The 21,374-nt window shown below is 64.8% G+C and carries 16 protein-coding genes, 1 tRNA gene and 1 other RNA gene; 3 read left to right on the top strand and 15 right to left on the bottom strand.

Annotated features, from left to right (window positions below; translation table 11 throughout):
• Nucleotides 1-26: 26 nt before the first annotated feature.
• The 7 genes from ACHFB9_RS03755 to dnaX are packed head-to-tail and all read right to left on the bottom strand — an operon-like array spanning nucleotide 27 to nucleotide 6,797.
• Entirely contained in the window at nucleotides 27-1,730 is a 1,704-nt protein-coding gene (locus ACHFB9_RS03755) for an O-antigen ligase family protein (RefSeq protein WP_417069643.1), read from the bottom strand.
• Nucleotides 1,731-1,751: 21 nt separating this feature from the next.
• Complete coding sequence (locus ACHFB9_RS03750; protein ID WP_417069642.1) at nucleotides 1,752-2,036, bottom strand: hypothetical protein; 285 nt, start codon at nucleotides 2,034-2,036, stop codon at nucleotides 1,752-1,754.
• On the bottom strand, nucleotides 2,033-2,914 hold the full coding sequence (locus ACHFB9_RS03745; protein ID WP_417069641.1) for a DUF2971 domain-containing protein: 882 nt from the start codon (nucleotides 2,912-2,914) through the stop codon (nucleotides 2,033-2,035). Before ACHFB9_RS03745 ends, ACHFB9_RS03750 begins: the two co-directional genes overlap by 4 nt.
• Before the next feature lie 58 nt (nucleotides 2,915-2,972).
• The gene (locus tag ACHFB9_RS03740; protein ID WP_417069640.1) at nucleotides 2,973-4,100 is read right to left on the bottom strand and encodes a rhomboid family intramembrane serine protease; all 1,128 of its coding nucleotides are present in this window, start codon (nucleotides 4,098-4,100) and stop codon (nucleotides 2,973-2,975) included.
• 17 nt (nucleotides 4,101-4,117) lie between these two features.
• On the bottom strand, nucleotides 4,118-4,708 hold the full coding sequence (gene recR / locus ACHFB9_RS03735; protein ID WP_417069639.1) for a recombination mediator RecR: 591 nt from the start codon (nucleotides 4,706-4,708) through the stop codon (nucleotides 4,118-4,120).
• A 9-nt stretch (nucleotides 4,709-4,717) separates the two neighbouring features.
• Complete coding sequence (locus ACHFB9_RS03730) at nucleotides 4,718-5,050, bottom strand: YbaB/EbfC family nucleoid-associated protein (protein ID WP_417069638.1); 333 nt, start codon at nucleotides 5,048-5,050, stop codon at nucleotides 4,718-4,720.
• A 13-nt stretch (nucleotides 5,051-5,063) separates the two neighbouring features.
• Nucleotides 5,064-6,797 (bottom strand): DNA polymerase III subunit gamma/tau, encoded by a 1,734-nt coding sequence (gene dnaX / locus ACHFB9_RS03725; RefSeq protein WP_417069637.1) that lies wholly within the window; start codon nucleotides 6,795-6,797, stop codon nucleotides 5,064-5,066.
• A gap of 153 nt (nucleotides 6,798-6,950) precedes the next feature.
• Between dnaX and ACHFB9_RS03720 the strand changes: the two genes are divergently transcribed.
• Complete coding sequence (locus ACHFB9_RS03720) at nucleotides 6,951-7,166, top strand: hypothetical protein (protein WP_417069636.1); 216 nt, start codon at nucleotides 6,951-6,953, stop codon at nucleotides 7,164-7,166.
• A gap of 2 nt (nucleotides 7,167-7,168) precedes the next feature.
• Here the strand turns inward: ACHFB9_RS03720 and ACHFB9_RS03715 are convergent, their stop codons facing one another.
• Nucleotides 7,169-9,313 (bottom strand): UvrD-helicase domain-containing protein, encoded by a 2,145-nt coding sequence (locus ACHFB9_RS03715; RefSeq protein ID WP_417069635.1) that lies wholly within the window; start codon nucleotides 9,311-9,313, stop codon nucleotides 7,169-7,171.
• Nucleotides 9,314-9,439: 126 nt separating this feature from the next.
• On the opposite strand from ACHFB9_RS03715, the gene ACHFB9_RS03710 reads away from it, so the two are divergent.
• Nucleotides 9,440-11,572: a carboxy terminal-processing peptidase gene (locus tag ACHFB9_RS03710; RefSeq protein WP_417069634.1), complete on the top strand. Its 2,133-nt coding sequence runs from the start codon at nucleotides 9,440-9,442 to the stop codon at nucleotides 11,570-11,572.
• Between the two features lie 32 nt (nucleotides 11,573-11,604).
• Here the strand turns inward: ACHFB9_RS03710 and ACHFB9_RS03705 are convergent, their stop codons facing one another.
• From ACHFB9_RS03705 to rnr, 5 genes are all read right to left on the bottom strand, one after another.
• Nucleotides 11,605-12,669 (bottom strand): oxidoreductase, encoded by a 1,065-nt coding sequence (locus tag ACHFB9_RS03705; RefSeq protein WP_417069633.1) that lies wholly within the window; start codon nucleotides 12,667-12,669, stop codon nucleotides 11,605-11,607.
• Between the two features lie 123 nt (nucleotides 12,670-12,792).
• Nucleotides 12,793-14,193: a hypothetical protein gene (locus ACHFB9_RS03700; protein ID WP_417069632.1), complete on the bottom strand. Its 1,401-nt coding sequence runs from the start codon at nucleotides 14,191-14,193 to the stop codon at nucleotides 12,793-12,795.
• A gap of 438 nt (nucleotides 14,194-14,631) precedes the next feature.
• Nucleotides 14,632-14,729, bottom strand: an RNA gene (ffs, locus tag ACHFB9_RS03695) — signal recognition particle sRNA small type.
• 35 nt (nucleotides 14,730-14,764) lie between these two features.
• Nucleotides 14,765-15,532: a 23S rRNA (guanosine(2251)-2'-O)-methyltransferase RlmB gene (gene rlmB, locus ACHFB9_RS03690; protein WP_417069631.1), complete on the bottom strand. Its 768-nt coding sequence runs from the start codon at nucleotides 15,530-15,532 to the stop codon at nucleotides 14,765-14,767.
• The gene (gene rnr, locus ACHFB9_RS03685; protein WP_417071325.1) at nucleotides 15,501-17,852 is read right to left on the bottom strand and encodes a ribonuclease R; all 2,352 of its coding nucleotides are present in this window, start codon (nucleotides 17,850-17,852) and stop codon (nucleotides 15,501-15,503) included. The genes rlmB and rnr overlap by 32 nt, the downstream gene beginning before the upstream one ends.
• Before the next feature lie 835 nt (nucleotides 17,853-18,687).
• Here rnr and ACHFB9_RS03680 point away from each other — a divergent pair.
• Nucleotides 18,688-18,772: transfer RNA gene (locus ACHFB9_RS03680), tRNA-Leu, on the top strand.
• A gap of 125 nt (nucleotides 18,773-18,897) precedes the next feature.
• Here the strand turns inward: ACHFB9_RS03680 and ACHFB9_RS03675 are convergent.
• Nucleotides 18,898-20,205, bottom strand: coding sequence for an adenylosuccinate synthase (locus ACHFB9_RS03675; RefSeq protein WP_417069630.1), 1,308 nt, complete (start codon nucleotides 20,203-20,205; stop codon nucleotides 18,898-18,900).
• A gap of 2 nt (nucleotides 20,206-20,207) precedes the next feature.
• Nucleotides 20,208-21,374 (bottom strand): ATP phosphoribosyltransferase regulatory subunit, encoded by a 1,167-nt coding sequence (locus ACHFB9_RS03670; protein WP_417069629.1) that lies wholly within the window; start codon nucleotides 21,372-21,374, stop codon nucleotides 20,208-20,210.

Raw genomic sequence — 21,374 nt, 5'->3', positions numbered from 1 at the left:
ACGGGCCGGCCACGAGAGTCCGCCGTCTATTTGAGGCAGGCCCTTCCGGTGATCGCGAGGCCGCCGAGTTCGGGCGCATCGTCGATCCATTCGCGCAGCAAGGTATGGTGCTGAGGGAAACCGCGGCACAGGGTCAGCAGCACGCGATCGAGCGAAGCCTGCTGATTCGTCGCCGCATAGGCGACGGCACAGTCGATCATCACGGTCCAGTCCGGCTTGTGGGTCCAGCGCGCATCGCACTGGCGGGCGAAGCCCTTCACCGTCGCAGCGGAGAGTTCGCCAACGATCATCTGCTGATTGCGCGCTTCGTCAGTGAACAGCGAATAGCGCGTCACCGAACCGAGCCTCTTCTCCAGCTTCGCCCGCTCGGCGGCGGACATGTCCCGCCCCTTCTGGTTCCAGAACGATGAAGTCGTCTGCACCGTCCGCCAATCGACCATGATCCAGGCCTGGGTTGCAAACGCGATCAGCACCAGCGCATGGACCAGGCCGCGGGGAAGACCGATACGGATCTCGGCCGGATCCGCCGCGGCGAGCCCGAAGAAGAGGCCGGCGGGAATGATGAAATAGCTGTACCAGAGCGGGTATTCGACGAGGCTGTGCAGACCGATCACGGCCAGGCCGGCCAGCGCGAACAGGCGCTCGGGCGTCGCAGACCGGAACATCTGGCGCAGGAACCACAGTGCAAAGCCGCCGCAGACCAGCAGCGCGATAACGAAGCCCTGCTCGGCTGCCAGATGCAGGGGCAGATCGTGGGCGTGCTCGGCGAGCATCGGAAAGGGTTTTTCCGGGCCGGCGATCGCCGCCTCGATGGTCAGGCTGTAGAAGGAGCCGATTCCCGTTCCCCACCACGGGTGGGCGCGCGCCGCCTGCCAGGCGATCGCCCAGTCGTGCAGGCGTTGGCCGTTCGACGAAGCGTCGCCAACCCGGTTCAGCGACGAAGTCACATTGAACACGTCGAGGATGTGGCCGTAGCTGACCGCGAGCTGGGCGCCGACCGACGCGACGAGGATCACGAGACCGCCGGCGAAGGCGCGCTGCATCGCCGCTCCGCCCCTGAGCCTCGCCCACAGCGCCAGCGACGCGAACGCGGCCGTGTACAGCCAGACGCCGCGCGAGGCCGAAGCCGCCGAGGCCAGTGCGAGCCAGATCGCGATGACGGCGAAGACCGGGAAAGCCAGGCGCCGGGTCTGGAACAGGTAGAGCGCCGCGCCGAGCCCCAGCCAGATCAGGTTCGCGTAGTGGTTGGCCTGACCGATGTTGCCGAAGGCGAGCCGGAAGAGCTTGGTCATCACGAGCCCGCCCAGCTCCAGGCCCATCAGCTGCAGCAGGCCGGCCAGGGACTGCAGCAGCGCGCAGCCGAGCAGGCCGCTCGCGATGAAGGCGGAGAAACGCCGATCGCAGCCCAAGGGCATCGCCAGCACGAGCAGCAGCAGATAGACTGGCCAGCCCATGCCGCCTCCGTCGGCGGCGAGGCGCAGTGCCACCACGAGGGCCAGCGCGACGAAGGCGAGCCCCGCCAGAGGCAGGTTCATCCCCGCGTCATCGCGGTCGGAAACCCGGATGCCCAGCGCGGCCAGCAGCAGGAAGGGGGCGAACCATTCGCTCCAGAACACCGACTGGGGCGACTGGTGCAGGCTGATCAGGGTCGGAAAGGCCAGCGCCGCGAACAGCAGCAGGCCGGTCAGCAGCACAGAGGGGGCGCGCAGGGATCTCGTTTCTTCAAACACGGCAAGCCAGGCAATGACGGGTCAATTCGACAGGTTACCCGAAAAAGCGAAGCAAACAGAATGCAGCCCCCGGACACGCTTGCTGCCAGCCGCGACGGGGACAGGCGCCGACGACAGCTCACGGATCTCGCGTTGCCCTCCTTCGGCGGAGGTTTCCACCAGCTTGCCGTTCACTGCTTCGACGACCTTGCCGCTCGTGGTCAGCGCCCGAAAGTAGGCCTGCCTGACCGCGCTCACGGCCAACTCGGGAATGCGCGACTCCATCGCCTGCGTCGACTTTTCGGAGAGTTGAACCCTGTTTTTCATGTCTCGTTCCTTCCTGATTCCGACTCAAGCACGATGCCCATGGTCTTCGGGTCGCGGATCGCGCGCTTGAACACCACATCGCGCCCCGCCATGCTCTTGCGAATCATCTCCTCGTGCACAGGCTCGATCAGCTCGCCGAACACGATCTCGCGGATCGCTCCGCGCGCATGCCGATATGCACCGTGTCCAGACCAAGCCTTCTCTTTTGGAGGCAAATAGACAGAAGGAGGAATGACGATTCGGACTTCGCCTTCATGCGCGAAATCGGTCGCCTTCGTCGCATGCATTTTCTGAAACTCTAGCCCCTTTTTCTCAACAACTGAGTCAATCAGGGTATGGATATTCGGAACATCGAGTTCCGAACGATAAGCCACTTCGAGGACATAGCGATTGCGAGGGGTGCATTCTCTATTTCCTTTCTTTAAGGGATCAAGGTCGTCAAAAAGCCGAACGAGGTCATATCCGACTGCAAACCCTTTCAACCCAACTTCGTCTTCGCCCTTGCCATAGTATGACCACATAGCCAGGTTATCCGCGGTACGGCACAGACAGAAAATCCCGGACTCGTCGATCTCGCGGTTGATGATATCGACTGCCTTCTTGGCTTTCTCCTTGTCCAGAGGCCCCCCATCTTCTCGCCACTTTCTGAGCATTTCCTCGATAACCGCCTCGTCCATGAATTTGCTGGACTCGAAGGGGTCGTTGAAAGTCTTGGGTTGGGCGAACCAGATTTGCTCGAGGCACAGGGATTCCAGAGACCGCAAAGAAGGCTGCCGGTATTTGTACAGAATTGGGGGATCTGCCCAGCGACACGAAGTCGTCCCCGTCTGATCGACGAACACGGTGTTCGCAACGAAAACACCTTGATCTTCAGACATCCACAGCCCTCCGTTTGGCGTCCGCCTTGCGGCGATCATGCGTTCGTGAAAACGAAGATCAAAGGGACTTCGTCCCGCCTGGTTCTGAAGCGGCCGCCGGGCGACCGGCTTCGAGCTTCTGCAGCAGAAGGCCCGCGCGGTTCTGCCACGCGAAAGCCTCGCGGACCCAGCGCAGATTGCCGGTCGCGGCAGCGCGGGCGAAAGCGGCGACCGCGTTGCGACGGGCCGTCGCATAGGCGATCAGCGTGGTCCGGCGGGGGTCGCCCACCGGCTGGGCCCGCAGCGAAGCGAGCAGCGCGTCCCAGCGCGGCAGCAGATCCTGCTCGAAGCCCCGCCTCGCCTCGGCGGGCTCGACCGTGCCGTCGAGGAAGGCTTCGACCAGCACCGAGGTGCGCCGGGCCAGAGCCTGATCGGTCATCGCGAGCAGCCGGACGCTGCGCGCGAATTCGATCTGCCTCTGGAGCTGGGCCTGGGCCGGTCGGACTCCGCGCCACATCAAGCCTGTCATGCCCAGGGTCAGCGCAACGCAGAGCAGAGCGCGCAAGCCCGCGCGCAGGTTGAGCCTGGCCCCCAGAGGCCGGGCGAAGCCCAGACCGAGCAGCAATCCTCCGATGAGCCCCCCGACGTGCGCGGCATTGTCGATGCCGGGCATCACGAAGCCGGCGAACAGCGAAAAACCGATGAAGGCCAGGGCGCTCGCGCGCAGCTCGCGCATCAAGGCCAGTGGCATCGCCTCGCGTGCGCCGAGCATATAGCCGAGCAGAGCGCCATAGACGCCAAAGATCGCGCCCGAAGCGCCGACCGATAGCACGGCGGGTTTCCACCACAGACTGGTGATCGCGCCGCAGAGGCCGGCGCCCAGATAGAGGGCGAGGAAGCGCTGGTGGCCGAACAGGCGCTCGACCAGGGAGCCGGCCTGCCACAGCGCAAACATGTTCAGCGCGATGTGCAGCAGGCCTCCGTGCAGGAACATCGCGGAAGCGAGACGCCAGTGCTCGCCCTGCAGAACGGCCGGTCCGTAGAGGGCACCGGCCGAGATCAGACGGGCGCTGTCGAGGCGCAGCGGGTTGCCGCCGGTGAGCACCAGCGCCGCGAAGACCAGAGCGTTGAGCGCGATGATAACGATCGTCAGCCAGGGCTGACGCATCCGCGCGAACAGGCGATCGAGAAAGAGCTTCTCGTCCATTCAGGACTCCCGGGTACTCACAGCCCGCGTCGTTCCAGCAGAGCCTGGGCGAGCGTGCCGATGTCGGTGTGCTCGAGCTCGCCGCCGACCGGCACGCCGCGTGCGATGCGGCTGACCCTGAGGCCGCGCGCGCGCAACATCTCGCCGACGTAATGCGCGGTCGCTTCGCCTTCGTTCGTGAAATTGGTCGCGAGGATCACTTCCTCGACGAGGCCGTCGGTCGCGCGCTCGAGCAGCTTGTCGAGGCGCAACTCGCGCGGCCCTATGCCGTCGAGCGGCGAGATCCGCCCCATCAGCACATAGTAGAGCCCCTTGTAGGCGTGGGACTGCTCCATCACCGCCAGATCCGCCGGCATCTCAAGGATGCAGAGCTGGCTGGGATCGCGGGTGGGACTCGCGCAGCGATCGCAGACTTCGTGTTCGGAGAAATTGTTGCAGCGGCTGCAGGGCTTGAGCCGCGTGATCGCCTCATCGATGGATCGCTGCAGGCGGACCGCGCCTTTGCGGTCGCGCTGCAGCAGGTGATAGGCCATCCGCTGGGCGGACTTAGGCCCCACGCCGGGCAGGCAGCGCAGAGCCTCGATCAGTTCGTCCAGAGTTGAAGCCATCGCCGCCGATCAGAACGGCAGCTTCATGCCCGGAGGCAGGTTGAGGCCGGAGGTGAAGCCAGACATCTTTTCCTCGGTCGTCGCTTCGACCTTGCGCACCGCGTCATTGACGGCGGCGGCGATCAGGTCTTCGAGCATCTCCTTGTCGTCCATCACCGACGGATCGATCGTGACGCGGCGAACGTCGTATTTGCAGGTCATCTGGATCTTGACGACTCCGGCACCGGAAGCCCCTTCGACTTCGATCGAGCCGAGGCTGTCCTGCACCTTCTTCATGTTTTCCTGCATCTGCTGGGCCTGCTTCATCAGCCCGGCGATATTGCCCATTCCACCCTTGAACATCAGATATCTCCCATCAAAGAGCTTTTACCGACGCCTCGATCAGCGTCGCATCGAATCGTTCGATCACTTCGCGGACGAAGGGATCGGCCTGGAGCAAGGCCGTTGCTTCGGCCTTGCGTTGTGTCTTTTCCAGATGCAGACGTTCGGCCGGAGTCTGCGACTCGACGGCTCCGGTCTCTATCGTCAATCTGTGCGGTCGTCCGAAGTACTGGCTCAGCGCGTCCTGAAGCTTCTCCTGGGAGCTGGGCACGGCCAAAAGGTGTTTGTGCTCGCCGGACAGGCGCAGATGGACGCTGGTCTCGTCAAAGGCCAGAAGCTCGCAGTTCAACGCCAGCTCACGGACCATCCCGCCCAGCGCCAGCGCCGCGATCAGATCGTACCAGTCGGGCTTGCCGTCGGCAGGCAGCGGAGCGGACCGGGTCGGAAGCGGGGCCGGGTCGGGTTCAGGTTCGGGCGCCTTGGCGCTTTCTTCAGGCAGCGCAGCGGCGGGGGCCGGCGGGGGCGTCACGATCTGGGGCGCGGCCGGCGCGGAATGCGCAGCAGGCGCAAGCACGGGCGCAGCCGAAGCGGCGGGCGCGGGCATCATCGCCGGACGCGCCGGCACCGGCTGAGCGCGCGGGCGCGGTGCGCCGCCGGACGGCGCAGTCGGTGCGGCAGAGCCTCCGCGCTCGGGCCGGAATGCGTGCAGACGCAGCAGCGTCATCGTGAAACCGGTATACGGGTCGGGCGCCAGAGGCAGATCGTCGCGACCGTGAATCGCAATCTGGTAGGCGAGCTGCAGGAATTCCGGATCGAAGAGGGCGGCGCGCGCCAGCAGCGCTTCGCGTTCGGCCGGATCATCGACGGCGTCGGGCGCGAACTGGACCAGCGCGATCCGGTTCAGCAGGCTCGCAAAGGCCTGCAGCGCCGCGTCAAAGGACAGCGTGCGCGCCTGCATCGCGTCGGCCACCGCGAGCATCGCGGGCAGATCCTGGGCCTGCAGCGCATCAACGAGCTCGAAGAGCTGATCCTCGCCGACCGTGCCGAGCATGTCGCGCACGCCCGCTTCCTCGACCTTGCCCGCACCGTGGGCGATGGCCTGATCGAGCAGCGACAGCGCATCGCGCATCGAACCGTTCGCGCCGCGCGCGAGGTGGCGCAGCGCGCCGGCTTCGAAGGGCACGCCTTCCTGCTGCAGGATGCTGCCGAGGTGATCGACGATCGCGCCGGGCGGCATCTGCTTCAGGTTGAACTGCAGGCAACGCGACAGCACCGTGACCGGGATCTTCTGCGGGTCGGTCGTCGCGAGGATGAATTTCATGTGCTCGGGCGGCTCTTCGAGCGTCTTGAGCATCGCATTGAACGCGTGCCCGGTCAGCTGGTGCACTTCGTCGATCATGTAGACCTTGTAGCGCCCCTGGGTCGGCGCATAGGCCGCCCGATCCAGCAGGGCCGCCATGTCGTCGACGCCGCGGTTGGACGCCGCATCCATCTCGACGTAATCGACGAAACGCCCGGCATCGATCGCTTGGCAGGCGGCGCAGACTCCGCAAGGCGTCGCACTGACACCCTGCTCGCAGTTGAGCGCCTTGGCCAGGATCCGCGAGATCGTCGTCTTGCCGACTCCGCGCGTGCCGGTGAAGAGATAGGCGTGGTGCAGACGGCCAGTCGCCAGCGCGTGGCTCAAGGCCCGCACGACGTGCTCCTGTCCGACCAGGGTAGCGAAGCTTTTCGGGCGCCATTTGCGCGCCAGCACCAAGTAACTCATGCGGAGGATTCTAGCAGAGGCCAACGCTCGCCCCTCGTCCGGACGAGAAGCGAAGTCAATAGGAAGAAACTATCCGGATGCTTAGTTCAGTCAATTGGATTGATGGAACCGGATTCCGGATACTGAATCAAGTTCATCAGCCGGAGTCCGATCATGCAAGCACGAGTCAAGCCCCTTCGCGTCGCGAAAGCCCGCAAGCTGCTCGGCGCACTGATCGTGGCCGGCGGCACCCTGCTCCTGCTCCAGCAGTTCGTCGCCCCGGGCAGTGCCGCGCCCGACGACGGCCAGGCCGGCCCGGCCGATCCGGCGATCAGCCGCACCCACCGCGACGCCCCCGCCCCGGCGCCGGTCAAGCTGCTCAGCGCCTGAACTCAGGCCGGAGTCAGCTTCGCGAGGGAGAGCACCAACCACTTCATGCCGTGGACGCCGCCGAAATTGATCTGGATCCGCGCGTCGCTGCCCGCCCCTTCGGCCGACACGATGACACCCTGACCGAATTTGGGGTGGCTGACCAGCTGACCGATCCGCAGTCCGCCCAGGTCCTTCGCCTGCGACTGGGCTTTGCGCGGGGCCGGATCGAAATAGCGCTCGGCGGCGGGTCTGGCCGCCGGCGTCAGCCATTTGATCAAACCCGCCGGAATCTCGTCGATGAAGCGCGACTTCATCGAGTAGCGGGTCTGGCCGTGCAGCATCCGGCTCTGGGCCAGTGACAGGTAGAGGCGCTTTCTCGCCCGCGTCACCGCGACATAGATCAGCCGCCGCTCCTCCTCCAGCCCGTCCGGCTCGCTGATCGCGTTCTCGTGCGGGCACAGCCCTTCTTCGAGCCCGGACAGGAACACGACGTCGAATTCCAGCCCCTTGGCCGCATGGATGCTCATCAGCTGAACCGCGTCCTGACCGGCGTCGGCCTGGTGCTCGCCCGCTTCGAGCGATGCGTGGGCCAGGAAGCCGGCGAGACCGGGTTCCTCGGCCTCGGCAACGAAGTTCGCCGCGGCGCTGAGCAGCTCGTCGAGGTTGGAAAGCCGCTCCTCACCTTCACGTTCGGCCCGGTAATGGGTGCGCAGTCCGGAAGCGTCGAGGACGTGGTCGATCACCTCGGGCAACGGCAGATCGCGGGTCGCCTGGCGCATGTCCTCGATCAGGCGCACGAACAGCGCCAGCGAAGCACCGGGGCGGCCGGCGAGGTGAGGCACGGTCGCATAGAGGCTCGCGTTGTAGGTGCGGGCCGAATCGGCGAGCGCCTCGATCGAGCGCGCGCCGATGCCGCGGGTCGGAAAATTGACGACGCGCAGGAAGGCCGTGTCGTCGTCGGGATTTGCGAGCAGGCGCAGATAGGCCAGCGCATGCTTGATCTCCTGGCGCTCGAAGAAGCGCAGCCCGCCGTAGACCCGGTAGGGAATCCCGGTCGAGAAGAGCTGGTGCTCGAGCACGCGCGACTGCGCGTTGCTGCGATAGAGCACGGCGATATCCGAGCGCGCCGCGCCATCGCGGATCAAGGCCTGGGTCTCCTCGACGATCCAGCGCGCCTCGTCGATGTCGGTCGGCGCCTCGAAAAGGCGGATCGGCTCGCCGGCCCCCGCCTCGGTCCACAGGTTCTTGCCCAGGCGTTTGCTGTTATTGGCAATGATCGCGTTCGCAGCGTCGAGGATGTTGCCGTGCGAGCGGTAGTTCTGCTCCAGCCGGATCACGCTCTTGACCGCAAACTGGCGCTCGAAGTCGCGCATATTGCCGACGTCGGCGCCGCGGAAGGCGTAGATCGACTGATCGTCGTCGCCGACCGCGAACACCGCCGCCGGAGCCGCTCCACCATAAGCGGCGAGCAGCTTCAGCCATTCGTACTGCAGGTGGTTCGTATCCTGGAACTCGTCGACGAGGATGTGCCGGAAGCGGCTCTGGTAGTGCAGGCGCAGCGGTTCGTTGCGCGAGAGCAGCTCGAAGGCGCGCAGCAGCAGCTCGGCGAAGTCGACGACGCCCTCCTTCTGGCACTGGCGCTCGTATTCCGCGTAGATCTCGACCCGCTTGCGCGTCCATTCGTCCCAGGCTTCGACCTCGGCGGCACGCAGCCCGGCTTCCTTGTTCGCGTTGATGAAGTGCTGCAGCTCGCGCGGCGGGTATTTCTCGTCATCGACGTTGAGCGCCTTGACGAGGCGCTTGATCGCCGCAAGCTGATCGGCCGTATCGAGAATCTGGAAGGTCTCGGGCAGGCCCGCATCGCGCGAATGCGCGCGCAGCAGGCGGTTGCACAGGCCATGGAAAGTGCCTATCCACATGCCGCGCGGATTGATCGGCAGCATCGCGGCGAGCCGTGCGCTCATCTCCTTGGCCGCCTTGTTCGTGAAGGTCACCGCGAGGATCGATGCCTGGCTCGCCTGACCGGTCGAGATCAACCAGGCGATCCGCGTCGTCAGCACCCGGGTCTTGCCCGAACCGGCCCCGGCCAGGATCAGCGCGGGCTGAGGCGGAAGCGTCACCGCGGCGAGTTGTTCGGGATTGAGATTGTCGAGCAGGGCGGACATCGGACGGCACCACGACGAAAACGGTATTGTAAGGGCTTGCTGCAGCATTTCGATCGGACCGGGAAGTGTGGCAGCATCTCGACTGCTGCGCCGCCCGAGCTGCGGGCAGCTGCCCCGGAGAACCTGATGAGCAAGAAATCACTGTGGATCCTGATCGCCTGGCTGATCGCCGCCCAGGCCTTTGCGTTCGATTCGCAGAACCTGTCTTCCCCCCTCTCGCCCCAGCCCCAACAGAGCGAAGCGGCACTGCTATCGGCGCAGATCCTGTCGCGCTACCACTACAAGCCCCAGCCCCTCGACGATGCGATGTCGGCGAAGATCTTCGACCGCTATCTGCAGTCTCTGGACAGGGAGAGGAGCTTCTTCACCCAGGCCGACATCGACAGCTTCGCCGCCGCGCGGACCCGGCTCGACGATGCGATTCTGAGGCAGGATCTGAGGATCCCGTTCGCGATCTTCGCCCGCTACCAGCAGCGCATCACCGAACAGCTCTCCTATGCGCGCGAGCTGCTCAAACAGACTCCGGACTTCACGATCCAGGAGAGCTATTTCTACGCGCGTGAGAAAGCTCCGTGGGCCAAATCCGAAGACGAAATCCGCGATCTGTGGCGCCGCCGCGTCAAGAACGACTGGCTGCGCCTGAAGCTCGCCGGCAAGACCGACGCGGCGATCCGGACGACGCTGGACAAACGCTACGAGAACACGCTGAACCGGGTCGCAAAGTTCAAGAGCGAAGACGTGTTCCAGATCTTCATGAACGCCTACGCGATGACGATGGATCCGCACACCAGCTACATGGATCCGCGTGCCGCCGAGGACTTCGACATCGCGATGCGCCTGTCGCTGGTCGGAATCGGCGCGGTGCTTCAGGAGCGCGACGAGTACACGACGATCCGCGAACTCGTGACCGGAGGCCCGGCTGCGCGATCCGGAAAGCTCAAGGTCGGGGACCGCATCGTCGGCGTGGCCCAGGGCGCGGGAGAACCCTTCACCGACGTGCTGGGCTGGCGCCTCGACGACGTCGTCAAGCTGATCCGCGGCGCCAAGGACTCGGTCGTTGCGCTCGACATCCTGCCGGCCGAAGCGGGTCCCGATGGCAAGCACCGCACGGTCTCGCTGGTGCGCAAGAAGATCAGCATGGAAGAGCAGTCGGCGAAGAAATCGGTCATCGAAGTGCATGACGGCAAGCTCACCCGGCGCATCGGCGTGATCACGCTACCGACTTTCTACGAGGACTTCGAGGCCCGCAGCAAAGGGGACACCAACTTCAAGAGCGCAGCGCGCGATGTCGCACGGCTGCTCGGCGAACTGAAGAAGGATAAAGCCGAGGCCGTGCTGATCGACCTGCGCAACAACGGCGGCGGTTCGCTCTCCGCGGCGATCGAACTGACCGGGCTCTTCATCGACAAGGGGCCGGTCGTTCAGCAGCGCAACTCCCAGGGCGAAGTCAGGGTCGAGAACGACACCCAGGCCGGCTATGCCTGGAGCGGCCCGATGGCGGTGCTGATCAATCGCGCTTCGGCTTCGGCCTCCGAGATCTTCGCCGCGGCGATCCAGGACTACGGTCGCGGCCTGGTTCTCGGCGAGACAAGCTACGGCAAGGGAACGGTCCAGAACGTCGCCCGGCTCAACGAGATCATTCACCAGGAGAAACCCGCGCTCGGCGAACTGAAGATGACGATCGCCCAGTTCTTCCGGATCAACGGCGGGACGACCCAGCTGCGCGGAGTCACTCCGGACATTGCCCTGCCCAGCGCGTCAGACCCCGAAGAGTTTGGCGAATCCAGCGCCGACAACGCGCTGCCCTGGACGCAGATCCCGGCTGCGAAGTATTCGCCGGCCGGCCATCCGGAAGCTCTGCTTCCCGTGCTGCGCGCCCGTCACGACGCCCGTACCGCCCGCGACAAAGACTACCAGTACCTTGTCGAGGACATCGCCCGCTTCAGCGCCGAGCGCAAGAAAAAGCAGATCTCGCTGAACGAAGCCGAGCGCCGCGCCGAGCGCGACGCCCAGGAAGCCCGGATCAAGGCCAGGAAATCCGGCAAGGACAGCGCAGCGCAGCGGACCGCCCACCAGGACGACGGGCTTCAGGCCGACGAGCGCGCGATCACCGCCGACCTGGCCGAGGAGAAGGCACAGAAGAAGGCCCGCGACGTTCTGCTCACCGAGAGCGCCCACATCCTCGGTGACGAGCTTGGGCTGATCAAAGCCGATCCCCGGCTCGCCGTCCTGGCGCTGCCTGCCGCCGCGAAACACTGAACGGGGAACGGGCGCGGCCCCTCGCCCCCGCCTCAGGGCTGAGGGGCGAAGTCGCCCGCCACGACGGGGATTTCCCGGCGCTCGCGCGCGCTCTGCAAACCCAGTTCGAGCAGACCGATCACGCGGATCGCGTCTGCGGCGCTGACCGGGTTGGGCCCAGCCCCATGGATCGCATCGCGCACCGCAGCGTAGTAGGCAGGGTAATCTCCCCTCTCGCAGCGCAGCCAGCGCGACTGCGCCTCGGCTCCCCGCCAGACCGTCAGCTCCGCTTCGCGCGGATCCACACCCCAGTTCGAACGCGGCGGGAAGTGGCCGAGCTTCAACGCCTCTTCCTGAGGATCGAGCCCGAGCTTGACGAAGCTCCCCAGACTCCCGTGCACGGTAAAGCGGGCAGCTGGCACAGGCACCACCGCCCCGCCGTGCAGGATGACGCGGCACCTGCCGTAACGCAGCAGCGCGTGGAACCAGTCGTCGACGCTCGCACCTTCGCGCTGATTCGCGAGATCGAGCGATATCGCATCGGGAAGCCCGAAGAGATGCAGGGCCTGATCGAGGAGATGGGAACCGAGGTCGTACCACAAGCCGCTGCCCGGCCCGGACTCCTCGCGCCAGCGCGCCCTCACCTGCGGCCGGTAGCGGTCGAAGTGGGACTCGAAATGGACGATGCGGCCGAGCTCACCGCTCGCCAGAACGCGCTTGAGCGTCAGGAAGTCGGCATCCCAGCGCCGGTTGTGGAAGACCGACAGCATCCGGCCCGATGAACGGGCCAGCTCGTCGAGCTCACGCGCCTCGGCCAGCGTCACCGTGAAGGGTTTGTCGACAACGACGTGCTTTCCCGCAGCGAGAGCCGCCTGCGCGAGCGGAAAGTGGGTCTCGTTCGGCGTCGGAATCACGACGAGGGCGATGTCAGGACGATCGAACAGAGCCTGCGGGCTGGGTTCGACCGCGAGATCCGGCCAGTCCGCATGAACCTTGGCCGGATCGCTGCTGGCGATCGCCGTCAGTTTGAGGCCGGGCACAGCCGCGATCAGCGGCGCATGAAAAGTCTTGCTGGCATAGCCATAGCCGACGAGGCCCACCCGCAGCGCTTGCGACATGTATTCCCCCTGGGTTCGCGACGGCCGGACACGGCCGACTGTCCAGCTTAGCCGGAACAGGCAGAGATTGCCCGGGCCTGAGACGCCAGAGGCTGACCCGAATCAGTCCTGCGCGGCTTCACTTCATTCCGACAAGTGCCGATTCTGGACACGGATCAGCCCGACCGAGGCCACCGGAAGCGGCAAATCCCGGAGCTTCCAGATGTTCGCCCCCCCTTGGGCTTCGACCAGCACATAGGAACGCTCCAACCATCTCATCGCGCGAGGCATCACCTGGGCCAGCGTAAAACCTCTCTTGACCTCGACAACGATCCGGGGCGGCTTCGCCTGCAGGTCTTCCATGATCTGCTGCTGAACCTGGGGCTTCGCGGTCCACGGCAGCACGAAGTAGTAGCGCGAAGCAGGAGGGTTGGAGGACAAGCAGTAGACGTTCGGAGCAAAAGGCGCGACCCAGATCGGCTCATCCGGCCCAGCGTAGCGTCTGACGCTCTCGACGATTCCGTGAACCCAGGCATAGCTGCCCGTCACCGGCCTCTCCCAGGCGAGCGGCACAGCCAAAGCAGCCAGACAGGCATAGATCAGCCGTGACCTCAGTGCAGGGCCCGCGCAGGACACCGCCACGGTCATCATCATCGCCATCGCGGGCCACAGCCGAAAAGCGTCCGGACGGGCAAAGAAAGTCACTGAGGCCGCAAGCGCCAGAGCCGTGAACCACGCCCTCTCCTTCCAGAAGGAGAAATGGGCACAGGCCATCGTCAGCAAAAGAGTCCAGGCAGGAATGATCGGCAGCCAGTCGACCTGGCCGAGAGAATTCTGATAGGCATGAGCCTGAGCGCTTCCGACGTGGAAGAACAGCGTCGCATCGATCGCCTCGGGCAGGATTCCTGCGAGACCCAGCCACGAAACCCATAACGCGAGTCCCACGCCCGCGCCGAGCACTAAAGGTCTGCGCAAGCCCGAGAGCCACGGCGAGGCAAAGAGAACGACCAGCATCAGGCCCGCGGTAACCCGGAAACCGCAGGCGATGCCGAGCAGCAAGCCTATCGCAAGGGCACGGATACGCTGCGTAGCGGGTGGATCCTGTCCGAAGAGGAGCTGGACGCAAGCCACGAAGATCAGCGCGAGGCTCTCGTCAGCCGTGTTCCGGTACGCGCTCGCCATCACGATGAGCAGAGCCCAGATCGCAGCGACCGGCAGCAGGGTCTCGATGAGCCGGTTCCGTGCGACGCCAACAAAAGCGATCGCCAGAGTCAGAAAAAGCGCGATCTCGGCGGCCAGCCGCGCGCCGGCCAACCCTTGCTCGCCGACAGCCATCACGGCCGCCGTCCACAGGTACTGAAGCGGCGGCTTTTCATTGAAAAAGTCGCGATAGGGAAGCCCGCCATCAAGGATTCCATCGCCTATCGTGCAGAAGGAACCTTCATCGCCGAACTCGCCGAATCCCGTGAAGTAACGGTGAATCGCCACGGTAAGGATGAGCGCGGAAACGATCGCAAGCCCCTGCGACCACCCCGAGCGAAACACACCCTCCTCATTCCTCACTTCTGTTGGAACCATCACCCCCCCGGCGCGGCAGAATCCCCCGGGACCCTGTTCCAGAAAGAGTCAGCTGTTCGCAATCCCCCGCGACCGCTGACGCAGGAAGGCGGGATCAGGGGAAACAGGCTTTCCCCTCCGAGCCTCCTCCGTGATACTTAGCATGCACTATGCCAAAAGAATGAGACCGCAGAATCCCGCGTCAGCACTGGCTTTAGCCCAAAGCAAGCAAGCCACTCCGACGCCAAGTGGAAATTTTTCCGACACACTGTTCAGACAAGCAGGCGAATTCGCCCTTGCCCGCGGACAGGAAGCACGCCAGGAGGCGGGAGCCTCGGTGTCGACCGGTTTTCCGGATAGAACGCAGCGCAAGGCAAAATGAAAACGGGCGCTCAGCCGAATGCTGAGCGCCCGTTTGATGTTCAGGGTGGCGAGCCTGACCCCCGGCACTTGCAGGGAACGGTTATGGCTGCTTCCTTCCGGACCTGACCAGATTCCCGCGCTGCAATGCGGGGAGACCCGCCACGGTTTGAATCATAACATGAGGCGGCGAAAAACCTCAGCGTGGCAGCGCACGCTGGCGTCTGGCCTCGAACAGACAGATCCCGCTCGCGACCGACACGTTCAGGCTCTCGACCGAACCGTACATCGGGATCTTCGCAAGCTCATCGCAGGTCTCGCGCGTGAGCCGGCGCAAACCGTCTCCTTCGGCGCCCAATACCCAGGCCAGAGGGCCACGCTGGTCGATCGAATACAGATCCTTGTCGGTCTCCCCGGCCGCGCCGACGCACCAGATTCCGGCGTCCTGCAGCTCGCGCAGACAGCGGGCGAGGTTAGTCACGGTGATGTAGGGCACCGTGTCTGCAGCGCCGCTCGCGACTTTCATCGCGGTCGCATTGAGGCCTACCGAGCGATCCTTCGGCGCGATCACCGCGTGCGCCCCAGCCCCGTCGGCGACCCGCAGCGCGGCGCCGAGGTTGTGCGGATCGGTCACTCCGTCCAGCACCAGAAGCAGAGCCGGCTCGGTCAGACCTTCGAGCACGTCCTCGACTCTCAAGACCTTCTGCCGGCCGTCGATCCGGGCCACGACTCCCTGATGGCGGTGAGTTCCGGCCATGCCGTCCAGCCTGGGGCCGTCGATGGGGTGCAACTTGACTTCGGCCAGTTCGGCCCGCGCGATCAGATCCTTCGCGCGCGCATCGGCGCGTTTGGCGTCGATGAAGATTTCGAGTACCGCTTCCGGGTCATGGCGCAGCTTCGCTGCGACCGCGTGGAAGCCGTGGATATAGCGTGACTCAGCCACGACTTTCTCCTTTTTTGCGGGCATGGGCCTTGGGCGCCTTGCCCCTGTGTGTAGAGGCCTTTCCCGGCGCACGCTTTCCCGCCGGTTTGGAGGGGCGGGATTCTAACGCAGCTTTGCCGGGCTGGGCTCCACGCTTGCTCCGCGCCGGGGCCGGCCGCGGACCGTCCTTGAGCCCCTGAACCTCACGCCAGCTCAGCGGCTCGTCCGCCTCATCGTGCTCCGGTTTGCGGGCCGCATCCCTGGCCGTCTTGCCGCTGCGCTGCGTTGCCGCGGGCGTTGCGGCGATGAGCCGGAAGTCGATCCGGCGCGATTCGAGATCGACGCGGACGATCTGGACCTTGACCCGGTCGGCAAGGCGGAAGCGCTGGCCGGTCCGCTCGCCGAGCAGCTCGTGGCGCGTGTCGTCGAAGTGGAAATAGTCGGAACCCAGCTCGGAGATATGGACCAGGCCATCGACGAACACCTCGTCCAGAGTCACGAAGATGCCGAAAGGCACGGCAGCCGATACGCTGCCTTCGAACTCTTCTCCGATCCGGTCCTGCATGAAGAAGCACTTGAGCCAGGCTTCGACATCACGCGTCGCTTCGTCGGCGCGCCGTTCGGTCGCGGAACAGTGCGTACCCATTTCGTCCAGATCGATGCCTTCGAGCGCGGCGGCCGCCTTGCCCGGGCGTCCGCTCTGGCGAGCGAGCACAGCCTTGATCGCCCGATGCACGAGCAGATCCGGGTAACGGCGGATCGGCGACGTGAAGTGCGTATAGGCATCATAGGCAAGGCCGAAGTGGCCAACGTTATCCGGGCAGTACATCGCCTGGCGCATCGAACGCAGCATCACGGTCTGCAGCAGCTGTTTGTCGGGTCGCCCCTTGATCTTCTCGATCAGGCGCGCGAAATCCGAAGTCGCCGGGTCATCGCCACCGCCCAGGTCGAGACCGAACTCGCCGAGGAAGACGCGAAGCTTTTCGAGTTTCTCGGCGCTGGGGCCTTCGTGGATCCGGTAGAGCGCGGGCTGCTCGTTGAACTCGAGGAACTCGGACGCACAGACGTTCGCGGCGAGCATGCATTCCTCGATCAGCCGGTGCGCGTCATTGCGCGTCTCCTGCACGATCTTTTCGATCTTGCCCTGATCGTTGAACACCATCTTCGTTTCGGTGGTCTCGAAGTCGATCGCGCCGCGCCGGGCTCTGGCCTTGAGCAGCACGCGAAACACTTCGTTGAGCACTTCGAGCTGGGGCAGAACGGGAGCGAGTTCGCGGCGCACCGCCTCATCCTGCTCGTAGAGCGCGGCCGCGACCTTCGTATAGGTCAGCCTCGCCTTCGAGTGCATCACGGCCGGATAGAAGCGATAGCGCTGGATCTTGCCGGTCGCCGACACGGCCATGTCGCAGACCATGCAGAGCCTGTCGACGTTCGGGTTCAGCGAACAGAGGCCATTCGACAGCTTCTCCGGCAGCATCGGGATGACCCGGCGCGGGAAATAGACCGAATTGCCCCGGTCGTAGGCATCCTTGTCCAGCGCGCTCGCGACCGTCACATAGTGACTGACGTCGGCGATCGCGACGAGGAGGCGCCAGCCTTTGCCGACCCGCTCAGCGAGCACCGCATCGTCGAAGTCGCGCGCGGTCTCGCCATCGATCGTGACCAGAGGCAGAGCGCGAATGTCCTCGCGCCCGCTCAAGTCGTCCGGGCGCACCGCATCGGGGATGCGCTGGGTCTGGGCCTTGGCCTGGCTGGAGAACTCAAAAGGCAGATCGTGCTTGCGCAGCGCGATCTCGATCTCCATGCCGGGGTCGGCATAGGAGCCGAGCACTTCGGTGACCTTGCCGATGGGCTGGGCCGTCCGGCTGGGCTGCTGGATGATCTGAACCGTGACGACCTTGCCCGCTTCAGGCAACTTGGCACGCGCGGGGCGCGCCAGCAGGATCTCCTGGTTGATGCGGCGATTCTCGGGCACGACGTAGGAGATGCCGTGCTCGACGACGACGCGGCCGACCAGGTGATCGTTGGCCCGCTCCAGAACTTCGACGATCCGCGCTTCGCGCCTTCCCTTGAAGTCGGTGCCGCTGATCCGCACCAGGGCGCGGTCACCATGCAGGACCTGCTTCATCTCGCGCGGGCCGAGGAAGAGGTCGGCGCTGCCGTCATCGGGCTTCAGGAAGCCGAAACCGTCGGGGTGGCCTTCAACCTTGCCCGGAATCAGATTGGCGCGGTCGGGAAGGATGTAGGCGTCGCGCCGGTTGCGCATCAGCTGACCATCGCGTTCCATCGCCTTGAGGCGGCGGGAGAAGAACTCCTCCTCGTCCTCGCGGATGTCGAGACTTGCTGCCAGTTCCTCGCCGCTCATCGGCACGCCCCGCTCGGTCAGCACCTGCAGCACATATTCGCGGCTGGGCAGCGGGTATTCGTATTTCGCGAGCTCGCGTTCGATGAAGGGGTCGGCGCGGCGGATCTTCGTGAGCTTGGGAGCCTTGGCCGGCTTCGTGGCCTTCTCAGGCGCGGGTTTCGCAGCGGACTCGGGCTTGGCGGAGGACTTGGGCGGAACGGCTGGCTTGTCGCTCACCACCGCCTGGACGACTTCCTGGCTGGCGGGTTTCGCGGCTGCGCGGCGCTTCGTCGTGGTTTTTTCCGGCACAGTCCCGGCATCGGGAGTGGCTGCACTGGGCTCCCGGGCTTTTTGGGCACGCCCGGGCTTTGCCTGAGTCGAGGGCTTGATCGCGGTTTCGGCCTCGGGCTTGGCCGTCTTCTTGGGCTCTTCGGTGGCCTTGGGCTTGGCTGCTGCCCCAGGCTTGGCCGTAGTCTTGGTCACCGTCTTGGCTTTGGCTGTAGCCTTGGGCTTGGCCGCCGTCCTGGGTTTTTCCGCAGCCTTGGGCTTGTCAGCCGGGGTGGCTTGAGAGGCAAGCGCCGTCTTTTCGCCAGTCTTGGGCTTCGCAGCAGCCCGGGCCTTGGCCGGGCTGCGCTTTGCCGCTGGCGCTGGCGTGGCCGTCGCGGGCGACGTCGCCTTCACTTCGGCGTCGAGCGGTTTGGCCGCTGCGGAGGCCTTGGCTTTCGTTGCCGCCCTGGGTTTCGCTGCCGGCTTGGCGCTGGCTGCGGACGGAGCTTCGATTTTTTTTCTTGGAGCTGTTGACAATTAAAATCCTCTATATATAATTCTACTTCTCGCTGCTGCTGAAGCAGCGGATGCCCAGGTGGCGAAATTGGTAGACGCGCTAGTTTCAGGTACTAGTGCCGCAAGGTGTGGAGGTTCGAGTCCTCTCCTGGGCACCAAGAATTTCGCTAAAAGCCAACTCTTCGGAGTTGGCTTTTTTTATTTGCGCCTGGCTAATTTTGTCTGATTTCACTCGGGAATCCGGGAAGCCAGGACGCGGAGCGCGTCCTGGCGGAATGCTCTGTCAGCCCTTGAACGGATGACGAAGCACGATGGTTTCTTCGCGGTCGGGGCCCGTCGAAATCATGTCGACCGGAACTCCGCACACTTCTTCGATACGCTTCAGATAAGCACGCGCATTCGCGGGCAGCTGATCGTAAGTCTTGATTCCGAAAGTCTTTTCCTTCCAGCCCGGCATCGTCTCATAGACCGGCTCGCAACGGGAAACTCTATCCGCGCCAATCGGCAACAGATCGATCAGCTTGCCGTCCAAACGATAGCCGACACACAGCTGCAGCTCTTCGATTCCGTCGAGCACGTCGAGCTTGGTGATGCACAGCCCCGACACACCGTTGATCTGGATCGAGCGCTTGAGCAGCGCGGCATCAAACCAGCCGCAACGACGCACCCGGCCCGTCACGGTGCCGCGCTCGCAGCCGACCGTGGACAGGTGATGACCGATCGAACCCTCGGTTTCGATATCGAGTTCGCTCGGGAAAGGACCGGCTCCGACTCGGGTCGTATAGGCCTTCGTGATCCCGAGGATGTAGTGCAGCATATTCGGGCCAACACCGGCTCCGGCCGATGCCGCGCCGGCAACGCAGTTGCTCGAAGTCACGAACGGGTAGGTGCCGTGATCGACGTCGAGCAGCGAACCCTGGGCGCCTTCGAAGAGCAGGTTTTCGCCACGGCGATTGACCGCATGCAGCGCCGCGGACACATCTCCGACCAGAGGCAGGACGCGCTGAGCACTGGTCATCGCAGCATCGAAGCTCGCCTGGAAATCCACCGCTTCGCCACCGAAATACCGGGTCAGCACAAAGTTGTGGTAGTCGAGGTTCTCGCGCAGCTTCTCGGCGAACACTTCCGGATAGAACAGGTCGAGGACGCGCAGCGCCCGACGGGCAACCTTGTCTTCATAGGTCGGGCCGATGCCCTTGCCGGTCGTGCCGATCTTCGCGGCGCCGCGCTTGGCTTCGCGCGCGAGATCGAGCTTCTGATGGTAGGGCAGGATCAGCGGGCAGCCTTCGCTGACCATGATCCGCGAGCTCACTTCGAGGCCACCCGCTTCGAGCTTGTCGATCTCGATAAGCAGGTGCTCGGCGTTCAGCACGACGCCATTGCCAATGTAGCAGCGCACGCCCGGGCGCATCACACCGGACGGAATCAGGTTCAGCGCGGTCTTCTTGCCCTTGATGACCAGCGTGTGGCCGGCGTTGTGGCCGCCCTGAAAGCGGACAACACCCTGAGCGTGATCGGTCAGCCAGTCGACGACCTTGCCCTTGCCTTCGTCACCCCACTGGGTGCCGACGACGACGACGTTTCTTGCCATGTTCAATCTCCCTGGAGCGAAACGGTCACCCAACGGCCGTCCCGCAAAATCAGTTTCCGGTCGCAACCGGCTTCCTGCCACGTCCCCGGATGGCCGGGCAGTTCCTGGATCACCACTTCGCCCGCGGAACGCAGGGCCATGATCACGCTGGCGAGATCGGCATCACCGTGGACCGGCGCGAGAATTGCCCGCATTCCGGTCGCTTCATGATCCCGAGCCAGCAGATCGCGCAGATCGTTGACGCTAAAACCGGTCGCCGGTCGAGCGCGACCGAAGGCCCGCCCCACTTCGTCATAGCGACCGCCGTAGGCGACCGCCGCGGGCGACGTGCCGCAGAAAGCGGCGAATACCAGCCCGCTGTGATAGTCGTAACCGCGCAGATCCGCCAGATCGAAGGAAAGCGGCAAATCGGGGAAAGCGGCGGCAACCGCATCGAGCTCGTCGAGCGCGGCGAGGATGGTCGGATCCGCAGGCAGAAGCTTGCGCGCCCGAGCCAGTACTTCGGCGCCCCCGTAGAGCAGGGGCAGTGCGCGCAGCGCGCTGCGCGCCGGCTCTTCGACGTTCGCCGCGATCTGCTCGAGGTCCGGGACCGCCTTGTTCTGCAGCACCGCGAACAGTTCCCGCTCGGCGTCCCCGGTGACGCCGGCGAGGCGCGCGATCGCATGGAACAGGCCGACGTGACCGATGTCGATCCGGCTCGCGCCAACTCCGGCCACTTCGAGCGTGCGCGCAAGCAGGCGGATCACTTCGATATCCGCCTCGACACCGGCGTGACCGAAGATCTCGGCGCCGACCTGCAGAGGCTGGCGGCTTGCAAGCAGCGAACGCGGCTTCGTGCGCACGACGCTCGCGCCATAGCAGAGCCGGGTCACCCCCTTGCGATTCAAGAGGTGAGCATCGATCCGCGTCACCTGCGGCGTGATGTCGGCGCGCAACCCCAGCACCCGGCCCGAATACGGATCGGCCATCCGGAAAGTGTGCTCGCTCATCTCCTTGCCGGACCCCGACAGCAGGGATTCGACATATTCGATCAAGGGCGGCATCACGAGCTGAAAGCCATGACGACGGAACTCGTCGAGGATGCGGTGACGCAGTGTCTCTAGCCGGATCGCTTCCTCGGGAAGCGCGTCTTCAAAGTGGTCAGGCAAAACCCAGCGTGGCGAAGCCAT

It is taken from the genome of Niveibacterium terrae, from assembly GCF_048213115.1.
In the GTDB taxonomy this organism is placed as follows: domain Bacteria; phylum Pseudomonadota; class Gammaproteobacteria; order Burkholderiales; family Rhodocyclaceae; genus Niveibacterium; species Niveibacterium terrae.
The sequence above is the reverse complement of the archived record's forward strand: the minus strand, read 5'-3'. Positions and strand labels throughout refer to the sequence as shown.

Coding starts and splice junctions, on each gene's coding strand:
- ACHFB9_RS03750 (WP_417069642.1), bottom strand. CDS start 2,036: ATGAAAAACAGGGTTCAACTCTCCGAAAAGTCGACGCAGGCGATGGAG.
- ACHFB9_RS03745 (WP_417069641.1), bottom strand. CDS start 2,914: ATGTCTGAAGATCAAGGTGTTTTCGTTGCGAACACCGTGTTCGTCGAT.
- ACHFB9_RS03740 (WP_417069640.1), bottom strand. CDS start 4,100: ATGGACGAGAAGCTCTTTCTCGATCGCCTGTTCGCGCGGATGCGTCAG.
- recR (WP_417069639.1), bottom strand. CDS start 4,708: ATGGCTTCAACTCTGGACGAACTGATCGAGGCTCTGCGCTGCCTGCCC.
- ACHFB9_RS03730 (WP_417069638.1), bottom strand. CDS start 5,050: ATGTTCAAGGGTGGAATGGGCAATATCGCCGGGCTGATGAAGCAGGCC.
- dnaX (WP_417069637.1), bottom strand. CDS start 6,797: ATGAGTTACTTGGTGCTGGCGCGCAAATGGCGCCCGAAAAGCTTCGCT.
- ACHFB9_RS03720 (WP_417069636.1), top strand. CDS start 6,951: ATGCAAGCACGAGTCAAGCCCCTTCGCGTCGCGAAAGCCCGCAAGCTG.
- ACHFB9_RS03715 (WP_417069635.1), bottom strand. CDS start 9,313: ATGTCCGCCCTGCTCGACAATCTCAATCCCGAACAACTCGCCGCGGTG.
- ACHFB9_RS03710 (WP_417069634.1), top strand. CDS start 9,440: ATGAGCAAGAAATCACTGTGGATCCTGATCGCCTGGCTGATCGCCGCC.
- ACHFB9_RS03705 (WP_417069633.1), bottom strand. CDS start 12,669: ATGTCGCAAGCGCTGCGGGTGGGCCTCGTCGGCTATGGCTATGCCAGC.
- rlmB (WP_417069631.1), bottom strand. CDS start 15,532: ATGCCCGCAAAAAAGGAGAAAGTCGTGGCTGAGTCACGCTATATCCAC.
- rnr (WP_417071325.1), bottom strand. CDS start 17,852: ATGAGCGGCGAGGAACTGGCAGCAAGTCTCGACATCCGCGAGGACGAG.
- ACHFB9_RS03675 (WP_417069630.1), bottom strand. CDS start 20,205: ATGGCAAGAAACGTCGTCGTCGTCGGCACCCAGTGGGGTGACGAAGGC.
- ACHFB9_RS03670 (WP_417069629.1), bottom strand. CDS start 21,374: ATGGCTTCGCCACGCTGGGTTTTGCCTGACCACTTTGAAGACGCGCTT.